This is a genomic window from Lysinibacillus sp. NPDC093216 (assembly GCF_050280325.1).
GTDB lineage: Bacteria > Bacillota > Bacilli > Bacillales_A > Planococcaceae > Lysinibacillus.
In genome coordinates, this window is sequence record NZ_JBNNVB010000015.1 from 95894 (window position 1) to 108989 (window position 13096).

Genomic DNA, 13096 nt, shown 5'->3' on the forward strand with positions numbered 1-13096 from the left:
TTTTCGCTATAAAAATTCGAAATATGACTTTTGAATGAATAATTTTGCAATACTTATGATTTATACTTTATTAAATACTGCGACAGGTTTATAGTTTTTTAGTTCAACTTTTCGATCATTAATCCTTTAAACCAATAAAGGTATTTTTACTATCTTTATTAGGAAAATCACTTGGGAATATAGGGCAAATAATACTACCACTTAATACATCATGGAGAAAACCAGTCATAGAGCCCTTATATTCAAAGTAATCACCTGATCCATCATCTACTAAAATAGCCCAATCACCTTGAGTATTCACAATCCAATTTAATGTATCCCCATTTTCAGTTCGTCCCCAGGTCAAGATTCCTCCATTTGTTGGGTATATCTCATATGGAAAGTTCTCAGGGAAACTCTCCTTTAAAGTTAAATATGCACCTTTATTCAAATTTTGTTGAATAAAGAAATTCATATTATCATTTTTTGCAAAAGGAGAATATATCATTATAAAGTTACCAATATTACCTGAACCATATAAAGCGATAAACTCTTTATAGTCTGAAGGTAATACTATACCTAATTTATTTTCAACTTCGCTCCATTTCGAAGAGTCATCTAAAGAAATTGCAAAATTGAGTGGTGAAAGAATGGATTTTAATTTTTCAAAAGACATTGTTGCCTCCTAATACTTCCTGTTTATATTAGATTATGTGCTGACTTCTAACGAGAATGAGGATAGCTACTTCAGATAGAATCTTGAATTCTATATCCTACTTCTTGCACCAACTTCTTTATTTCATCAATATCAGATGATGGAACAGTGATTAGAACGTAACAGTCACTATCAATATCCAAATATGCCAACGAAATTCCCTCTTCCTTTAATTTTTCGGAAATTTCATTTAAACATTGGGAGGTTGGTAGCTCATCAAATTCTCCATCTTCAAAATCTCCCCAACTTATGCACGCCATTTTTTTCCTATCTAGCAATTCATCAACAACATCACAAATGTATAACCCTGATTCTTTCCAATCGAGTTCAAATGCCAAATCATGATCGAGAAGTGCATCAACCAAAGAAATCCATGCCAATTGATCAATGGGGCTATCTATTCCTCTTTCATCCAGTCGATCTTGGAACTTCTCGAAATAGGTTTCTGGCTTTTCTATAGCTAATGAAACCTCTGAAAAAATTTGTTCTTCTACATCACACGAAAGCTTTTTCACAAGTAGTAACAGTGCATTCATACACTCACTCCTTTTCCATCCAATGCTTTTAGCGTATAAGGCGTTGTAAATCAGGTACTTTTTCATTTTGTATTACGAATTGCAAAATCTCATCCTCATCAATTTTATATCCAGGCTTATCCTTAGGAATTTCGGCAAGGGGTGTTTGAAGCAACGGATGCTCTATATTAGGTGTAGCTAATCCCTCTTTCTCTCTTATTAATTGAATACAATAATAAGCGTAAGGAATACAATCAAACGATAAAATTTCACTTGATTTATGAGGTGTGTCGCTTAAACTATAGATGTGAAAATCACATATTTCATAAAGATTTTCTCCAAAATCATTTGTATCGTTCCAACTGCACATTAATCTTTGGTAGACATGATTTTCTGGTGAAATATTAAACAATTCAGGCATTTCCCCAGTTTTCCAATAATGATATAGGCATATCATAAAAACATGATGAGTCTTATTCTCAGAATAAAAATCTCGATCTTTTGTGAACATATTAGTTGCATATTTGTATGTTAGCTCTGCAATATCTTCATAACCCCACAATAAGGAAAGTCCGATAAGCCCCCCTATTTGACTGTCTGATACACTTCCTCTATTAGGATTGCTTTTAATCATCTGAATCAACCAAAATAGTTGCTGCTCTAATAAAATCCATGCTGATGGTTCTCCATTTAGTATTCTATTTTTTGCATTCATTTCAAGGTGAACACCTATTCCCATTTTCAAGCGATCAGCTAAACGATTTCGTTCATTTTTTTGAATTAAGTCTTTCATTTCATTTAGCCGATTATCTAGTATTTCTTTTACTTCCTCATCTGAAATTACTCTTTTTTTATACTCTTTCATCGCTCGATCAAAATACTTCCAATATTTATTAGTACGCATCCTTCCGCTCCTTTTTGATTTTTACACTTACAGTCGATTTTCCCAATGCAAATGTTCACCAATCATTATTTTTGATAAAACGGAACTATTATCATAGTAAATACTGTAATCCATTTGTTTATACCAACTTGTAGCAAACATTGATATTTTTTCAATTCTATTATCTTGCAACTCATCAACTCTAACATACCAATTATTAGGTGGTGTAATTGAAACATAGTACACTAAACCATTTTCCTCATAAACATGGCAAAGAGAAGATAATTTAGAGGTAGTAGGATTGGACTCATAAATATGCGCATTAACGATTACATTTTCCTCATTTATATAATCTACATATCTTATGTTTTCTCCATATTTCGTAACATCTTTATCATATTTTCTAATCACCAAAAGAATATTTACATTATTATCGATACCATAGGTAACTAAATTTTTCGACTCAAAGTTGGACTTACTGGGTTTAGCAAGAGGCTTCCCTTTCTTGATTGATATGACGGAAGGGATTAAATTCTCAAATGGAATTAACTCTTCAGTGACTCCTAAAGAATACGACCATTTAGTAACCTTGCTCTTCAACTTAAGATAATGCTGATGAATGTCCTTTGAATAACTATTAAAGTAATTCGATAGCTCTTTTCTTTTCAATTCTATTTTTTCATCATTACATATTTCCATTATTCCCCTCCCGAACTTGTGTAATTATTTTTTCCTGTTCCGGATAAACATGTACCGATCAAGTAATCTTCTAGTTATAAACTTTGTCGAATACCATAATATCCTCTTCGAACTCCTATTTTGAACAGTAGAATTTATTATTAAAGCTTTATCATCACTCCCTTTGCTTAGAAAAAATCTACTTCGTTACCATGGGTTACATCATATGGGCATACTGTGTTTACTAATAAATCTACAATAGCATATTTCAATCCATTTTTTGCCTCCTTAAAGTACCTTTATTTTGAATTCCACCCAAGATATTCGTACTATAGTTAGTACTTTTTGCTTTGCTTCAAACACGATTACTTTTTTCATTAAATGAGGGATATCACTCAAAAAATGCAATAATAATCATAAAAAAAAGAGTAGCAATAATCCCAAAGGATATTTATGCTACTCTCGTAAAAGAATTAATCTTATCTTAAGATAAACTACAAATTCTACTACAATTTCAATTTCTCATTGTATTTTAAAATTTTTTTGACTTCCATACACGTAATGCAGCTTTAAATGATAAATCCTTCAATTGGGAAATAATATTAATTGCTTCCTCCCAAGTATACATTTTATAAGAGCTAAACCTTTCAGTATCAGCAGTATTTGAAAGTAGTATTAAATACTTTCCTTTGTATCTGTCACCATTCAAATCATCTTTTTTATCCGACGACTTTGCAGGATAGAGCGAAATAACAGCATTATCTACTGGATAGTATGTATAACCGGTTTGAGCCTCTACTCCCATATCCCAAGGACTAGATGTATCTTTACTAAATTTTCCATCCAATTCATCTTTGATGACGAACCAACTCTTATAAGTAGTACTGTCCTCTGGAACATATTGTACGATTACCTTCAATTCAGTTCCTCCTCCTATAAATGTTGATATATCAACGGTTTAGGCCATTGATAGGGTGTTCAAATAAGCTTACAATTTATGAACCTGTCTAAAAAACACATGCAGTTTTCCGAATATTTATTACACTTTTACGTAAACAAACTTTGTAATTCCTCATATTCACCAAACCAAAATTTTAGTGCATCTTGATTTATCCCGTCTCTCCCCTTCCACCAATCCACGGGATATAACCAATCCGAGCTATGTCTAGATCTTGGAGCTAAACCAAGATTTATGAATTGATGTAAAAAACCTTTATGCTCTTCTGTTTCTAATATACTACAAAAACCAAGCGTCTCTAGTAATGCTTTTCTTTGTTCTTCATTTGATTTAAATCCTTCAATCTTTCTAATCTTATTTTGTACTTTAGATGGTGTAACATTACTTTCTGTATTTCTAACAATCTCAATAACAGATTGAAAAATATCAAAATCTTTTTTTGACGGTTTTATATGCGGAAGCTTATTATGCTGTTGAAGTATAAATGAAAAATCATATATGTTACCTGAAATAACCCCACCATGACCAAAACGAATTTTGTTTATGAATGTTAAATCTACTAAATCTTCGGCATTATTGGCACATATCTCACAAGAGATAAAATCACTTTTAAAATTATGAATAGGAAATTGTCTCATAATCACAAATACTGGTAAACCTGATCTCCAATCTAAACGCTGGGTACTTAAACTGGCCAGAAATAAATCGGCCGCGAAACCTTTACTACATTTCCTCATTTCAAACATTGCATTCTCAATAGCTTCATTATGCGTCTGTAAAATTTTATCAAACGTATAACCTGCTGTCTTAGCATATTGAAAATCTTCCTCTGATGTTTTCTCTGGATTCAACAAGCTATAATTTAATAGAATTTTTAAAGCCTTATCATCATACTTCATTCTTTAGAATGCTCCTCCATTTATTTTTTTAAGTCCTGATTTCTGAGGGTAGACACTAATATACGAAATGAAGCATTTCCATTTCTAATAGAAAAAGAGTGGAAAATATCCTATATTTAGGTTTTCTACTCTTTTATCTTTATTTTTAATTTAACTACTTAAAAAACCAAAAACGCATCATTTTCAAAATAATAAATGAACGCTTGGAGTAACTGATCTAGTGATGGATTTTCTAACTGATCCTTTACATTGTCAATTACATCCTCAATACTTGTACCATCCAATGTTTCTATCCAACCATTTTCTTTCACTTGTTCTGGTAAAAAATCATCTGAATCGGGTGGAAAATCAAAGCTATCTAGCGAAAATATCCCCTTTGTATGTAGATTCCATTCTTTTGAATTTGGAGGAAGATAAAACCAAGTCTCTGGATTTTTCTCTGGATGTGATAACACATCCCTAACACTGATTAAATTCATTTTTTCTTCCGTCATAATTTCACAGCCTTTCCTTAGTTTTTTAAATTCACCCTCTTGGCTTAGATAAAGACTGCTCTACCAATAGATGATCTTCCTCCAACTGTATACCTTCAATGCTATTTTTCACTTTTAACTCCTTCTTTTTCGAATCCTTTTTTAGTATTTATATATCCCATGCAGGCGTTCTTGATTTAGATAAAATCTTCTTGACTTCTATAATTAAGTTCACTAGTTGCTCAATCTTTTCGTCTAGGGAATAGGATTTTCCGTTAAGAAACTATAAATATTCTATTATAGTTGAATGGGTTTATAACTCAAAGCTTTATCAACTACTTCCTCTGGGAGTAAATTATCGTAAAAAATGTAATTAGCAGCTTCTGGATCAATTACGTTATGAAGAAACTCTTCTAATAACTGATCATCCCCCGCTTCTGTTTTTCCTTCAGCATTCATTATCCTAGTTACAAGCAATATAAGCTCGTCTCTATTTAATTTTCTCATAGATATTTTCTCCTCCATTGCCCACCTTCCCATTTTTGAATCAAAATTTTGTAGCTGTAGTGAGGTCTATGGTGACCCCTTCTTTTAAAAAGGGCTTGGACATCCCCTTTACTTTAGATTCTTACTTTCTATCTTTTAGATTTAGTTCATAGTATGGAACTGAATTTCACTCTTATTTATATCAGAATTCATATGAATCATCTTCTACTTCGTCATCCAAGCATTCTTCGAGATTATTAATAAATTCCATAAAACTACTTGCTAAAAAATAAATACATCTGTCTGTTACTTCTCCTAAATCTAAATAAATCAGAACCACTTGTTTTGAATCAAGGTCTATACAAAAGATATTCCCACCCGCGTCATTTGCAAAAGGTAGATACTTTTGAGGAATAATATTTCGGTTTTTAAAATCTAAATATCCTTCTTCCAATGTGTACCCGATATTGTTACGATATTTCATTGGAAGGAAAACATGTACCCGAGTTTCCAAATCTGACTGTTCTTCAAAAAAGCAAGGGTCTTTAGGTAAACCACCATTATATTGAAGGTAATGATTCTTCAATTCTTGAGGTAGTTGAAAACTTAATAACATTTCAACTTCTTCGATATCTTCTCGTGTTAGCTGAAATGAGCACTTATAAAACATTTATTCAACCTCCATGTAATATTTGTGTTTGTAATAACCCAAAAATAAAACGAACTCTACTACCATTCATTGTCCCGAGTGTTTAACATCTCTTATTTAAATCTATCCAAATAATTCTTCTGCTAAATATGCTATTTCGTGAATTGCATCTTCAAATTTTTCTTCCTCTTCTGTAGAATACTTGCCGTCATGAAAATAAAAGTATTTGCTGATATCTACAAAACATAAAGCTAATTTTTTAGGAACTTCTGGTTTATTCGAATACTCCGTAATTAGTACCTTCATTGCTTCAATTAATGAATGATAGTTTTTTTCATTTAATCCCAATCCCACTCTTATAGAATGTAGAACAGAGTTATCACCAATGGTATATTCATAAACTATTTCTAAAGCCTCTTCTACTTTCATAAACCTCTCTCCAATCTTGGACATTTTCATTGCCAAAGCAGGCTCATCATAATAAAAAATTGAAAATCAAATTTTTTTCAATTGCATATACTGCACGTTATTAGTATTTTCGTAATCTATTCGCCCTAATCCTCCTCTCATCCCTATAATAAAATTCCCTTTATAGACAATAAGTGAGTTCGGTACAAAAGCACTGAATGGGAAATTATTGAATATAATATTCTTTTTAAATGTTCCATCTTCACTAGATAAACTAAATAAATTTTCGCTAGATAGTATATACAAGTGACTATTGAATATATAAAAAGCAATTGGACATTCTTTTAAATCAAGACACTCTCTAATAGAAAAGTTTGTACCATCGTAAACTAGCTGATATAAACTTCCTGTATTTAAATACAGATGTTCTAAGCCTTCTAAAAAATATAGATCTCCTTTATATTCAAATATTGATTTGACATTACATTTTTTTAATAATATTTCTGATGAATCCGGATAAACAACCTTTAACTCTCCTCCCCATTCTCCATAATCTGTGCCAATTATTTTTAAATCTAAATAGTCATATTGTATACTGTGCTTTTCACGATACCTAGAAATCACGAGTTCATCGTTTTTTATTTCAACACAATACTGCTTTGAATTATTTATGATTTGAAACCATTTACCGCTTCCCGGACTGGGAATTTCAGCATTTATAAAGTCATTCCATAATGGCATAATGTTTTAATACCTCCAATCATACACAGGCGCTGTAAGCTCGTCTTCTATCAAATAACCCCTACGGATTACAAACGTATCTATATAACTCAGGATATCCGCCAGCAGGATCAAACCCCAAGTACGTTCCATCATATGAATAATAGTATTTAAAACGATATTAATTCAATCCAGGCATCGTTTTCTGCGCCTGTAAATAATATGGAATAAAACCCCTTTTCGTCTTCATCTTACCATAAACATTATACTTCGCTACCCTAACTATAGTTCTATCCAAAAAGTTCTTTTGCTGAACTGAGCATTTCTATTGCTTACCTATTTCCCTGTTTCACACAGGTATTCATTCCCCTTTTTGTGGAGATTCTCTTCTTTTGCATCCATTCTTATACATAACAAAAAACTAGGCTCACATTCTGTATGAAGCCTAGCTTTTTCTCTTTTTATTAAATAGCTGTCCAACCGCCATCAATGACTAATTCTGCACCTGTCATAAAGCGTGATTCGTCTGATGCTAAAAATCACAACGCCATAGGCTACATCCTCTGGTTCACCAAAGTATGGAAGCTGCGTATACGTTTTATAGAAAGGAAGAGCTCCTCCTTCTTCCATCGTTGTTGCTGTCATTGGTGTTACGATGATACCTGGATGTACGGATTTACACGGATTTTATCTTTTCCGTATTCAATTGCGAATACATTTTTCAATAGCCAATTAACTTTTTACTATTGTTCTTTGAGCCTTTTTAATGATTCTTTCAGTTGCCTTAGTTGGAGATTCTTTTTGCCATTCATCACATAGGTTTATTACCCACTCTGATTGAGTTTTGCTAGCATCATTTAACCAGTTGCCGACAGAATCTTGAACGTACTTAGCCGGATCAGATTTAAGCAAATTTAGAATAGGAAGTGCCATTTGCGGTTCTTCCTTTAATATTTCTATATGCTTTGTCCATACTCCGCGAGGACGGATTGATTCTAAACTGAACCTACGAATGTTTTCATCTTCACTTTTCGCCCACTCCGTTAACAAATCTACACTATTCTTAATATTTGCCGAAAGGTCCTCCCTAATTGACATCCATGCAATTTCCCGAACACCAAAATGATGATCTGCTGCGAAAGGTTGAATATACAAAAGCTTTTCCTCTAAAGAATAATCATTGTTTTTATTCATAAATGCCGCCCAACATCGGACACTATCAGATACGTGATGAGCGCATATTGTAATTAGCTCCTCTTTTTTTGTTGCACGCTCATCCATTAAGACTGTATCTAACAAACTTCCAATTAAACGTATGGCCTTCATTCCCGTTTCAACTTTTTGCTTCTCTACCTCAGTCAGTATAAATTCTAACTTTTCTTCTAGCCCAATGGATGGTAGAACATTTTTTAATAAAGTAATATGGTGAACAGCTTGCCACTCTGTTAAATTAACACTCTCTATTTTCCCTTGATTCAACAACGTTAAAACGTCACCAGGGATATCGCTAGCCTTTCTAGCTCCCTTTCTATGTATAATATCTTCTTTTACTACCATTTTAACACCCTCCTATAATTGATCTGACCTGTTGAAATGAATAGATGTTTATTTTTATATTATTTCTTTTCACAGATTATTTCTACTATTCCCTCTAATCGATTGAATCTCGCCATAAATGTGTATCGAGTGGCTTGATAGAGACGCCTATGATACGATTACAAAATAAACAACCTCATTTGTTTTTTATTAACTATAGTGAAATCAAGTGAACAACAATATAAAAGGATGGTAATCAATTGAGCAACGAGCAAAATAATAATAAATTTATATACACATATGTACATCATGTTGACGAATACGATCTATGTAGAATGGAGATGCGTTCATTTTTTAGCCTTGATTCCCAATCAAACTATATCATAAGCAATAATAAAATTGATCCAAGCCGTAGCCCTTTTATACAAGAACGACTTGAAGTGCTATATGAAGATAATAGCGTAGAGAACATCAAGACATTGGTGAAGGGTATAAACATAAATGAAGCAACTTTTAAAGTGGTTTGTTTAAATAGTATGGATATAGGTGAAACGAAGAAAATTCGTCAGTCAGAGCGTCGATTGTTAGAACGTGAGATAGGGTTGTGCATTGAGGGAGAACCAGACCTAACTCATCCCGAAATTGTATTTGGTCTAATTTTAATAGATGGAATATGGTATTTTGGAAAGTATATGAAGAGTGAATCCATTTGGCTTAAACATTTACACAAACCAAACAGTTATTCAACGGCACTTAGTACAAGAGTAGCTCGTGCTGTTGCGAATATCGCAGTTCCCCAGCCTCAAAATATTCGAGCGATTGATCCTTGTTGTGGTATTGGGACAGTCGTTATTGAAGCCCTTTCCATGGGAATTAATATGGAAGGGCGAGATATATATTACAATGTTTGTAAAGGTGCCCGAGAAAACATCGCTTATTTTGGATTAACGGGCAAAATTACAGTAGGTCCAATCTCGGAAGTAACGGAACACTATGATGTCGCCATAATTGATTTACCTTATAACTTATTTACGCATTCATCACCAGAAGATCAATTTGATATTATAAAACACGCTCGCAGGATTGCCGATAAGGTTATTGTCGTTACAATTGAAACAATTGATGACATGATAAAAGATGCAGGTTTTGTGATATCAGATCGATGCGTTGCTAAAAAGCAATCGTTTTTACGTCAAATTCTATTATGTGAATAAAAACACGTACTCCCGAAACTATCATTATGTTCGATAGTTTGAGGAGTACGCAAACAGCGATTAGCTGAATAGCATTTCTAAAAAATTCAGTTACATAAAACAGAGACCTTGATAACTATCTGGGTCTCTTTCTGTTGGTTTGAATTAAAAAAGGTTTGATCATTTTTTACTTATATATTCGAAGATAGCGCCCTTTTGCTGAATAAGTAAAGCGCATTTCTTGTCTGCCAATTTTTAGGTAGTGATAATTTCTTTTTCAAAAAGGCTGTTTTCGTATAGTTTGTTGCTATTAATACTTAAAGACCAAGTTTATTCTACACGTTTTGTAGCTTAACTTGGTCTTTATGTTTTGATTTTAGTAAATCCTTCTTTAACTAAAGCCACTGTTAGTTCAATAAGAAAAGAATTCTATATGAGAGTGCATTTTTTAATTAAAACTCGATACCTGTATTTGTAATAATTTCATACATCTATATTTTTTTATTTAGTAAATCTTTACCCCAAACTTGCATTGCTTCTAATACAGGTATAAACTTTTGCCCCTGCTCTGTTAATGAATATTCTACTTTCGGTGGAACAACTTTATATACTTCTCTGTGTACTAGACCGTCCTCTTCAAGCTCTCTTAATTGTCTAGTTAGAATTCCTTTCGAGATACCAGGTAGCAGCCTCAATAATTCATTAAACCTAATAATTTCATTTTTGCTTAAATGCCACAAAATTACGATTTTCCATCTGCCTGCAATTGCATTTTGAGCAACTGTTAATGGACAAATTTCTTGCAGCGTTTCTTCAGAGACCGTTTCATCTTGATAACTAAAACGTGCCAAAATAAAACCTCCTTTTCTTTAGGTACTATTTTTATGACTATGTTATTAAATTGTGCCTACTTACATAAATCTTTCTTTGGTAATAGTATATGCATTAGGAACAAAAATCAAAAATAACATTGTAGTGGAGGAGATTCTATGAAAGTCTTAATAACTGGTGCAACTGGAAATTTAGGTTATAAAATTGTTGAGTACTTACTTCCCAAAATATCAGTTGAAGAAATAATTGTTGGTGTGCGTGACGACAAGTCTGAAAAAGCCCTTAGCTATAAGGAGCACGGCCTAGAAGTTCGTGTAACAGATTTTGAAAATCCAGAAACATTACTTACAGCATTCAAAGGTGTAGATCGCTTATTCATTATGTCAACATTTGGTGACTTTGAAACAGTTATGCGTCAGCATACAAACGCAGTAGAAGCTGCCAAAGCAGCAGATGTAAAACAAATTATTTATCCAAGTGTTACGAGAGCAGAAGGAAATGACTTCTTCCTTGCTGGTCTTCATAGAGCACGTGAAGTAGCAATTATTGAATCAGGTATTCCGTATGTGATTCTACGTAACAACTGGTATGTAGAAAATGAACTTGGCACAATTCGAGGCTGTATGACTGGTGCCCCTTGGATAACTTCTGCTGGTGAAGGAAAAATCGGTTGGGTATATCGCCCAGATTTAGCTGAGGCAGCAGCGAATGTTTTAGTAGCAGATGGTCACGAAAATAAGATTTATGAACTTTCTGGTAAAAATTTAACACAACAGCAATTTGTTGATACTTTAAATGAAGTCTTAGGCAAAGAAGTTCCTTTATTAGCAGTAGACGATGCTTCATATGAAGAAATGTTAAAAGGTGCTGGAGTACCTGAAGCCTACCTTCCAATGTTAGTAATGACTCAAAAAGGTATTCGTGAAGGAGGATTAGAATCAACACATACCGATTTAGATTACTTATTAAATCGTCAGGCTATTCACTAAAACAAGCACTAACACATTTATTTTTAAATACAAAGTAGATAAAGCAAATTTAAATATTGTATCTTACAACGTACCAGCCCACTTAAGGCTGGTACTTCGCTATTTCTTCCCAAAAACTGTTTTTACACTTCTGCAACCACCTATCACTTGATTACAAGCATCTTATTAAACTAAACTACACTGTTAGTTCAATAAGAAAAAAGTTCTGTCTAAGTAGATATTTTTGATAGCAGGGAGTTGGAGTAGAAAGAGAGATACACGGTGTACCGAAGGGCGAACCTCGGATGAGCCTTAGCATATTAAGCTAAGGCTCATTTTTTCGGCACAATTACCGTATCGAATCTTATAAATACATCCAACTCTTCACCTTCAAAAATATCAACTGTGCCCAATGGTGTCACTACATTTGAAAGAATCTTTGAGCAAACAGTCTTCAAAAAACATTAAAACCTGAAAAATACCTAAGCCTCTTTGGATCCATTCAGAGCCCTGTTTAGCAGTCTATGGCCTGTTATCCAAACTGCCACCCCGGTCCCCCACAATATCAAAGCTGAGCCAAAACCAACAGATGTCCACCATACCATAATTTGATAATTACCCCAGGTAACATTAATAGGGAAAGTAAACAGCGCGATTGCCGAAAGCAGACAAAGAAGTGAACCCGTAATATAATAGATCTTCACCTGGAAAAGGTGCGCTAGAGGAAAGAAATGAGCACCGACAATAAGAGCCATAACAGGGACAAACAAATCCAAATGATTGGTAGATCCACAAATTCCGGCAGCAATGGCTATCAATACGCCTTCTAAACCGAAAATAATACCGAACCACATATTCTTTCGTTTCCAACGCTGAGAATTCCCTTCCGCCCTCTCGTTTGATAACCTTTTTGAATTCGTTATCAATACGATTCCTCCAATAAGCAATATGACACCAATCAATAGGGAAAAGATCAACAGCCAGAGAAATCCAAAACCTTGCAGTCCTCTAATTCCAATTCCCGCCCATAGAGTACCGAAAAATGCCATGAAGATAACTCCTGAAGCTGTCCCGCGCACAGCGGCTTTAGGAATGATGTTTTGCGACATATCATGAACCCTCCTCTTTCAATTTCATTCTAAAAGGCTAAAAGATTCTGTCTCACCATTACGGATAATTTCGCCAAAGTAAAGATAATAATAATA

Annotated in this window: 15 protein-coding genes and 1 pseudogene; 2 read left to right on the forward strand and 14 right to left on the reverse strand. The window is 33.5% G+C overall.

Annotated features, from left to right (window positions below):
* Nucleotides 1–118 precede the first annotated feature (118 nt).
* The 12 genes from ACQKOG_RS16665 to ACQKOG_RS16720 all read right to left on the reverse strand — a co-directional run bounded on the left by ACQKOG_RS16665 (nucleotide 119) and on the right by ACQKOG_RS16720 (nucleotide 8920).
* Complete coding sequence (locus ACQKOG_RS16665; RefSeq protein ID WP_402871820.1) at nucleotides 119–655, reverse strand: SMI1/KNR4 family protein; 537 nt, start codon at nucleotides 653–655, stop codon at nucleotides 119–121.
* Nucleotides 656–726: 71 nt separating this feature from the next.
* On the reverse strand, nucleotides 727–1230 hold the full coding sequence (locus ACQKOG_RS16670) for a DUF6630 family protein (protein WP_402871823.1): 504 nt from the start codon (nucleotides 1228–1230) through the stop codon (nucleotides 727–729).
* 28 nt (nucleotides 1231–1258) lie between these two features.
* Nucleotides 1259–2113 carry a hypothetical protein gene (locus ACQKOG_RS16675; protein ID WP_427447471.1) on the reverse strand — a complete coding sequence of 285 codons (855 nt, stop codon included), beginning with the start codon at nucleotides 2111–2113 and terminating at the stop codon, nucleotides 1259–1261.
* 27 nt (nucleotides 2114–2140) lie between these two features.
* Complete coding sequence (locus ACQKOG_RS16680) at nucleotides 2141–2791, reverse strand: hypothetical protein (RefSeq protein WP_427447473.1); 651 nt, start codon at nucleotides 2789–2791, stop codon at nucleotides 2141–2143.
* A gap of 511 nt (nucleotides 2792–3302) precedes the next feature.
* Nucleotides 3303–3689, reverse strand: a complete 387-nt coding sequence (locus ACQKOG_RS16685) for a hypothetical protein (RefSeq protein ID WP_402871832.1) — start codon at nucleotides 3687–3689, stop codon at nucleotides 3303–3305.
* A 128-nt stretch (nucleotides 3690–3817) separates the two neighbouring features.
* Complete coding sequence (locus ACQKOG_RS16690; RefSeq protein WP_402871835.1) at nucleotides 3818–4627, reverse strand: hypothetical protein; 810 nt, start codon at nucleotides 4625–4627, stop codon at nucleotides 3818–3820.
* 158 nt (nucleotides 4628–4785) lie between these two features.
* Nucleotides 4786–5121 carry a DUF7716 domain-containing protein gene (locus ACQKOG_RS16695; protein WP_370078536.1) on the reverse strand — a complete coding sequence of 112 codons (336 nt, stop codon included), beginning with the start codon at nucleotides 5119–5121 and terminating at the stop codon, nucleotides 4786–4788.
* A gap of 276 nt (nucleotides 5122–5397) precedes the next feature.
* Complete coding sequence (locus ACQKOG_RS16700; RefSeq protein ID WP_370078534.1) at nucleotides 5398–5607, reverse strand: hypothetical protein; 210 nt, start codon at nucleotides 5605–5607, stop codon at nucleotides 5398–5400.
* 181 nt (nucleotides 5608–5788) lie between these two features.
* Nucleotides 5789–6256 (reverse strand): SMI1/KNR4 family protein, encoded by a 468-nt coding sequence (locus ACQKOG_RS16705; RefSeq protein WP_370078532.1) that lies wholly within the window; start codon nucleotides 6254–6256, stop codon nucleotides 5789–5791.
* A gap of 102 nt (nucleotides 6257–6358) precedes the next feature.
* Nucleotides 6359–6664 (reverse strand): hypothetical protein, encoded by a 306-nt coding sequence (locus ACQKOG_RS16710; RefSeq protein WP_370078530.1) that lies wholly within the window; start codon nucleotides 6662–6664, stop codon nucleotides 6359–6361.
* 66 nt (nucleotides 6665–6730) lie between these two features.
* A complete protein-coding gene (locus ACQKOG_RS16715; RefSeq protein WP_427447477.1) occupies nucleotides 6731–7384 on the reverse strand; it encodes a hypothetical protein in 654 nt (217 codons plus the stop codon).
* A gap of 711 nt (nucleotides 7385–8095) precedes the next feature.
* A complete protein-coding gene (locus ACQKOG_RS16720) occupies nucleotides 8096–8920 on the reverse strand; it encodes a DNA alkylation repair protein (RefSeq protein WP_370078526.1) in 825 nt (274 codons plus the stop codon).
* A 239-nt stretch (nucleotides 8921–9159) separates the two neighbouring features.
* Here ACQKOG_RS16720 and ACQKOG_RS16725 point away from each other — a divergent pair, with 239 nt between their 5' ends.
* Nucleotides 9160–10113 carry a TRM11 family SAM-dependent methyltransferase gene (locus ACQKOG_RS16725; RefSeq protein ID WP_370078524.1) on the forward strand — a complete coding sequence of 318 codons (954 nt, stop codon included), beginning with the start codon at nucleotides 9160–9162 and terminating at the stop codon, nucleotides 10111–10113.
* Nucleotides 10114–10583: 470 nt separating this feature from the next.
* On the opposite strand, the gene ACQKOG_RS16730 is transcribed toward ACQKOG_RS16725, so the two are convergent.
* On the reverse strand, nucleotides 10584–10943 hold the full coding sequence (locus ACQKOG_RS16730; protein ID WP_370078522.1) for a winged helix-turn-helix transcriptional regulator: 360 nt from the start codon (nucleotides 10941–10943) through the stop codon (nucleotides 10584–10586).
* A 138-nt stretch (nucleotides 10944–11081) separates the two neighbouring features.
* On the opposite strand from ACQKOG_RS16730, the pseudogene ACQKOG_RS16735 reads away from it, so the two are divergent.
* Nucleotides 11082–11950 (forward strand): annotated as a pseudogene (locus tag ACQKOG_RS16735) (SDR family oxidoreductase).
* Between the two features lie 423 nt (nucleotides 11951–12373).
* Here ACQKOG_RS16735 and ACQKOG_RS16740 read toward each other — a convergent pair.
* Nucleotides 12374–13000, reverse strand: coding sequence for a hypothetical protein (locus ACQKOG_RS16740; RefSeq protein ID WP_427447480.1), 627 nt, complete (start codon nucleotides 12998–13000; stop codon nucleotides 12374–12376).
* Between the last annotated feature and the right edge of the window lie 96 nt (nucleotides 13001–13096).

Excerpts from the sequence above, each read along its gene's own strand:
- ACQKOG_RS16665 (WP_402871820.1), bottom strand. The coding sequence starts at position 655 with ATGTCTTTTGAAAAATTAAAATCCATTCTTTCACCACTCAATTTTGCA.
- ACQKOG_RS16670 (WP_402871823.1), bottom strand. The coding sequence starts at position 1,230 with ATGAATGCACTGTTACTACTTGTGAAAAAGCTTTCGTGTGATGTAGAA.
- ACQKOG_RS16675 (WP_427447471.1), bottom strand. The coding sequence starts at position 2,113 with ATGCGTACTAATAAATATTGGAAGTATTTTGATCGAGCGATGAAAGAG.
- ACQKOG_RS16680 (WP_427447473.1), bottom strand. The coding sequence starts at position 2,791 with ATGGAAATATGTAATGATGAAAAAATAGAATTGAAAAGAAAAGAGCTA.
- ACQKOG_RS16690 (WP_402871835.1), bottom strand. The coding sequence starts at position 4,627 with ATGAAGTATGATGATAAGGCTTTAAAAATTCTATTAAATTATAGCTTG.
- ACQKOG_RS16695 (WP_370078536.1), bottom strand. The coding sequence starts at position 5,121 with ATGACGGAAGAAAAAATGAATTTAATCAGTGTTAGGGATGTGTTATCA.
- ACQKOG_RS16700 (WP_370078534.1), bottom strand. The coding sequence starts at position 5,607 with ATGAGAAAATTAAATAGAGACGAGCTTATATTGCTTGTAACTAGGATA.
- ACQKOG_RS16705 (WP_370078532.1), bottom strand. The coding sequence starts at position 6,256 with ATGTTTTATAAGTGCTCATTTCAGCTAACACGAGAAGATATCGAAGAA.
- ACQKOG_RS16710 (WP_370078530.1), bottom strand. The coding sequence starts at position 6,664 with ATGAAAGTAGAAGAGGCTTTAGAAATAGTTTATGAATATACCATTGGT.
- ACQKOG_RS16715 (WP_427447477.1), bottom strand. The coding sequence starts at position 7,384 with ATGCCATTATGGAATGACTTTATAAATGCTGAAATTCCCAGTCCGGGA.
- ACQKOG_RS16720 (WP_370078526.1), bottom strand. The coding sequence starts at position 8,920 with ATGGTAGTAAAAGAAGATATTATACATAGAAAGGGAGCTAGAAAGGCT.
- ACQKOG_RS16740 (WP_427447480.1), bottom strand. The coding sequence starts at position 13,000 with ATGTCGCAAAACATCATTCCTAAAGCCGCTGTGCGCGGGACAGCTTCA.